This is a genomic window from Thermoplasmata archaeon (assembly GCA_035632695.1).
Taxonomy (GTDB): Archaea; Thermoplasmatota; Thermoplasmata; order RBG-16-68-12; family RBG-16-68-12; genus RBG-16-68-12.
Map to the genome: position 1 here is coordinate 1 of DASQGG010000010.1, position 4,182 is coordinate 4,182.

Consider the following 4,182-nt stretch of genomic DNA (forward strand, 5'->3'; position numbering starts at 1 on the left):
GATAACAAGCGGGGACCGCTTAAATAGCTCGCGGACCCCACGGGGGCGCGTCGCCAAGGTCGAGGAGGTGACCCTCTGGCTGGAGAGCCCAACATCGTCGGCGTGCTCAGTGCGATCAGCGCGCTCTTCTTGTCGCTTCTGGTCGTCATCGCGATCTCCCGGCAGAGGACGCACCGGGAATTCCAGAAGCACGTGCTCTTGTTCGCCACCTTCCTCCTGATGTGTGCGGTGATCTCGAACACCCTGATCTCGATCTACCTCACCCAGCCCAGCGTGGCCGACCCTGCCGCGCTGACGAACAGCATCCTCCTGTCCAAGAAGGTCCAGGCGACGTTCGACTACGCGTTCAGCATCACAATCGGCGCGTTCATCGTGGTCGCCACGACGCCCGCGATCACGAACCGCAAGGACTTCATGCGGTACATGAGCGACGAGTTCCCGAACTCCTACGTGTTCTACGTGTTCATCATGGCCCTCGCGGTCGTCGCGATCTACATCTCCCCGGAGACCGTGGACCTCTCCCAGTACCCCCTGATCACGATCCACTTCGAGTCCTACTTCCTGTTCGTGAACGGGGTCGCCGTGGCCACGTTGACCCTGTACGCCCCGTACCGGTTCATCACCCACATGCGACGCACGAACGCGGGGCCCGAGGTCCGTCGGGACACGTACCTGATCATCCTGGGGATCAGCGGCTTCGCGATCGGCGAGCTCCTGTTCGAGATCGTCCTCCCGAACTACGGGGTTGACCTGCGCGCGCCCGGGTTCGTCGTGGAAATGGCCCTCATCGGGCTCATCGCCTTCGCGATCCGCGAGAAGTCCTTCCTCCAGGAGCTCATCGTGCCCGCCGCGGAGACGCAGTCGGCGACCATGCCCACGTACCAGCTCGAGCGGTCGCGCACGTACGCGATTCTGGAACGCGACGGAACGGAGAGCTTCGAGATCTTCCGGGACTTGGTCACCCACGGCGCCCAGGGGCTGTGCATCAGCCGCCGCTCCCCCAAGACGATCATGCAGGACTACGGGCTCGAGAAGACCCCGATCCTCTGGTTGAGCCGCGTGGCCACGGAGAAGAACTCCGTGCGACCGTCGCCCCCGGAGAAGGTCGCCCTGGCCATCGAGCACTTCATCTCGGTCGGAGAGAACGCGGTCGTCCTCCTGGACGGCTTCGAGTACCTCGTGGCCCACAACGACTTTAGCTCCGTGCTCGCGCTGCTGCACGACCTGAACGAGATCGTGGCCCTCCACGAAGCGATCCTCCTGATCCCCATGGACCCGTCCGCCTTCCAGGAGCGGGAGTTCGCCATGGTGCGGCGGGAGGCGGCGCTGCTGGGACCCATGGCTCCTGCGTTCAATGAGGCCGCGCGGCTGACCGCCTAGACGGAATGGACCAAAGACTTTTATCCGGCCGCCTTCGTCGAACGACCATGGCCGAACCCGACGCGGAACTCGAGGCGATTCGTGCCAAGAAGCTCCAGGAACTCATGGAAGCTGCGAAGGCGCCACCGCCCGCCGCTCCGACCCGCGCGGACGGCAAGCCGGTCATCGTGACCGACGCGACCTTCGACGCCGAGGTTCGGAAGCCCGGCGTGATGCTCGTGGACTTCTGGGCGGCCTGGTGCGGCCCCTGCCTGCGGGTCGCGCCCACGCTCGAGGCGATCGCCAAGGAGCAGGCCGGGAAGATGCGACTCGGGAAGCTCAACGTGGACGAGAACCCCCGCACCGCGGAACGGTTCCAGGTCATGTCGATCCCCACGATGCTTGTGTTTAAGGACGGGAAGCTCGTAGACTGGATCGTAGGCGCGCTGCCGCGGTCCCAGATTGAGGCCGTCCTCAAGAAGTGGACCTAGTCACGTCGCGAGCGGGCCGGACGGACGCGGCTTGGGCTCCTTCAACTGCGCCTTGAGCTTCGCGACGACGCCTTGGAACGCCTTGGTTGCCGGGGAATCCGGATGCTCGATCACGAACGGTTTCCCGGCGTCTCCGCCGACCACGATCCGCGGGTCCAACGGGATCCGGCCGAGGAACGGGAGTCCGAGCTCTTTCGCGGCCGCCTCGCCGCCACCGACTTTGAAGACGTCGATCTCCGTGCCGCAGTGCGGGCAGACGAGGCCGCTCATGTTCTCGACGACCCCGAGGACGGGTAGGTGGACCGCGTTCGCGAAGCTGATGCTCTTGCGAACATCGAGGAGGGAGACTTCCTGGGGAGTCGTGACGACGACGGCGCCGTCCGCGTCCGGGATCTCCTGGGCGATGCTCAGCGGCTCGTCACTCGTGCCCGGCGGTAGGTCGATCACCAGGTAGTCGAGGTCCCCCCAGTCCACGTCGGAGAGCATCTGCTTGAGCGCCTTGATCTTGAGAGGGCCGCGCCAGACAACCGCGGTGTCGCGGTCAATCAGGTGGGCCATGGAGATCACCTTGACCCCGTTCGGGCCCACCACGGGCTCCATCAGGGTCTCGTTGCCGACCTCCTTGGACACCACCTCGGCGTCCTCCACGCCCATGATCATGGCGATGTCCGGCCCGGTCACGTCCGCGTCGACCAGCCCCACCCGGCCCTGCGAGGCCAGGACGCATGCCAGGTTGGAGGCCACCGTGGACTTGCCCACGCCGCCCTTGCCGGACATGACCACGATCTTGTGCTTGATCCTCCCCATGCGCTGAGCCATCTTCATGCGCTCGCGCATGGCCGCCATGATGTGGGGCGGGACCTGGGTCGTGTCGAGTTCCTCGGGCACACGATCACCTCGTGGGACGGCGGTTCACCTTCGCCATCCTATTAAAGTCTGCGTGAATTGGTGGCCTGCACCAGGGAACCCGCGAGGAACTTCACGCGCTCGACGAGCGCCCCGGGCTTGGGATCCGCGGGTAGGGAGGCGAAGAACTCCGCGAACCCGTCCACGGCATCGACCCTGGCGCGCCGGTCGAAGTCGCGGGCGAGAGCCCAGAGCGGGTCGTCATCCGGCAGGAGACCGTGCCGTAGGAGGTTGCCCAGGGCGAACCCATTGGTCACGCACCGCCGGACGTTCTCCCAGCGGCTCGCGTTAGCCCGCCGCGAGTTGCCTTCGATCCAGACGCGGAAGAACTCGTGGGCGCGGCCGTCGAACCCGGAGAGGAAGGAGAGGTCGTCCGCGTAAACGTCCTGCACATGATTGAAGGCTTCTCCGAGCGCCTGAAGTCCGTCTCGCGGCACACGTACGGCCTTGCCCAGAGACTGGTACAACGCCGGATCGTGGGACGGATGCCGCGTCTCCGTGCGAATCATGTGGCCCATCTCGTGCGCGAGCAGGCCGTCGAAGGCGTTCGAGCGCACAGCGTCCAGGGACGCGTAGAGCGTGTGGTGGCCCTTCGTGGACTTCGTGGCGCCCATGATGGGCATGCGCACAACCTCAACCTCCACGGGCCACGCGACGCGCAGCCCGTGGGCCGCGAGCCGGCGTTCCACACTTTGGAACGTCGCGCGCACGTCGTCCACGTCCGCGCAGTCCGTCCGATCGAGCACCGTCACGAGCACGACCGTTCTAAGACCGCGATCCCAATAAAGCTGGGGCCTCTTCGACGTCCGCCGTGATTCGGTTCGTCCTGCCCTCCTTACCTGACCCTTCCGTACCCATCGAACATACGTCCAGGGAGAAAGGTTTAAGCGGGCTCCAGGAGTGTCGCGCATCATTCCCCTCTGGTGAATAGGATGCTCACACAGAAGAAGCGACCCGCCGGCAAGGTCATCAAGGCCCCGACACCTCAGGAAGTCGAAGCGAACCTCAAGAAGGCGAACCTGCCCAAGGAGCTCTCCGCGAAGTACCATCCCTTCTACCAGGGAAAGATCGAGATCGTGCCGCGCGTGCCCATCCGGAAACTGGACGACTTCGGCATCTGGTACACACCGGGCGTGGCCCAGCCGTGCCTGGAAATCAAGGCGGACCCGAACAAGGTCTGGAGCCTGACGAACAAGTGGAACAACGTGGCCGTGGTCACGGACGGAACGCGCGTGCTGGGTCTGGGCGACATCGGCCCCGAGGCGGGCCTGCCCGTCATGGAGGGCAAGGGACTCCTGTTCAAGTACCTCGGCGGCATCGACGCGGTCCCCATCCCGCTGGCCACGAAGGACCCCGAGAAGATCATCGAGACGGTCAAGCTCATCACGCCCAACTTCGGCGGGATCAACCTGGAGGACATCTCCCA

Annotated in this window: 5 protein-coding genes; 3 read left to right on the plus strand and 2 right to left on the minus strand. The window is 65.1% G+C overall.

Going from position 1 to position 4,182, the window contains the following annotated elements:
* Positions 1-102: 102 nt before the first annotated feature.
* Both VEY12_00575 and trxA read left to right on the plus strand, forming a co-directional pair.
* The gene (locus VEY12_00575; protein ID HYM38625.1) at positions 103-1,380 is read left to right on the plus strand and encodes a DUF835 domain-containing protein; all 1,278 of its coding nucleotides are present in this window, start codon (positions 103-105) and stop codon (positions 1,378-1,380) included.
* Positions 1,381-1,427: 47 nt separating this feature from the next.
* A complete protein-coding gene (gene trxA / locus VEY12_00580) occupies positions 1,428-1,850 on the plus strand; it encodes a thioredoxin (protein HYM38626.1) in 423 nt (140 codons plus the stop codon).
* On the opposite strand, the gene VEY12_00585 is transcribed toward trxA, so the two are convergent.
* Entirely contained in the window at positions 1,851-2,738 is an 888-nt protein-coding gene (locus VEY12_00585) for an Mrp/NBP35 family ATP-binding protein (GenBank protein ID HYM38627.1), read from the minus strand.
* 41 nt (positions 2,739-2,779) lie between these two features.
* On the minus strand, positions 2,780-3,514 hold the full coding sequence (locus tag VEY12_00590; GenBank protein ID HYM38628.1) for a DUF5781 family protein: 735 nt from the start codon (positions 3,512-3,514) through the stop codon (positions 2,780-2,782).
* Between the two features lie 174 nt (positions 3,515-3,688).
* On the opposite strand from VEY12_00590, the gene VEY12_00595 reads away from it, so the two are divergent.
* A partial coding sequence (locus tag VEY12_00595; GenBank protein ID HYM38629.1) for a malate dehydrogenase occupies positions 3,689-4,182 on the plus strand: 494 nt, incomplete at its 3' end.

What these genes read in the sequence shown, in the direction of transcription:
- trxA (HYM38626.1), top strand. Translation starts at nt 1,428, where the DNA reads ATGGCCGAACCCGACGCGGAACTCGAGGCGATTCGTGCCAAGAAGCTC.